General features: G+C 59.9%; 1 protein-coding gene. It reads left to right on the plus strand.

Features of this window, described 5'->3' with window-relative positions; genetic code table 11:
- On the plus strand, positions 1-271 hold a 271-nt coding region (locus B0W55_RS29440; RefSeq protein ID WP_077049391.1), incomplete at its 5' end, for a hypothetical protein.
- Positions 272-392 lie beyond the last annotated feature (121 nt).

Genomic DNA, 392 nt, shown 5'->3' on the forward strand with positions numbered 1-392 from the left:
CGCCGCTACTTCTGCTCAACCTGTCGTCGCTGAAGGCGGCTCGGATCGGCTGATTGAAAGCCGTGTGGCTGAGGGTGGTTCGGATCGTCTGCAACACAATCGTGTGGCTGAAGGTGGCTCTGATCGTCTGCTGGAAAAACGTGCTGTCGCGGCTGATGGTTCTGATCGTTTGAAAGGCAACGAAGTTGCCGCTGATGGCGCTGATCGCCTGCTGCGCAATCTCGTCGCTGAAGGCGGCTCCGATCGCCTGATCAAGTACCGCCTCGCGTAAGCCCCATCGTTCGACCGCTGTGCCCATGGAAAGCCCGGCCTGATCAGCCGGGCTTTTTCGTGCGCGCCGGCCTGTGGGAGCGGGCTTGCTCGCGAATGCGGTGTGTCATTCAACCATTTAT

Origin of the sequence: Pseudomonas sp. KK4 (assembly GCF_001984065.1) — a bacterium.
Classification (GTDB): Bacteria; Pseudomonadota; Gammaproteobacteria; order Pseudomonadales; family Pseudomonadaceae; genus Aquipseudomonas.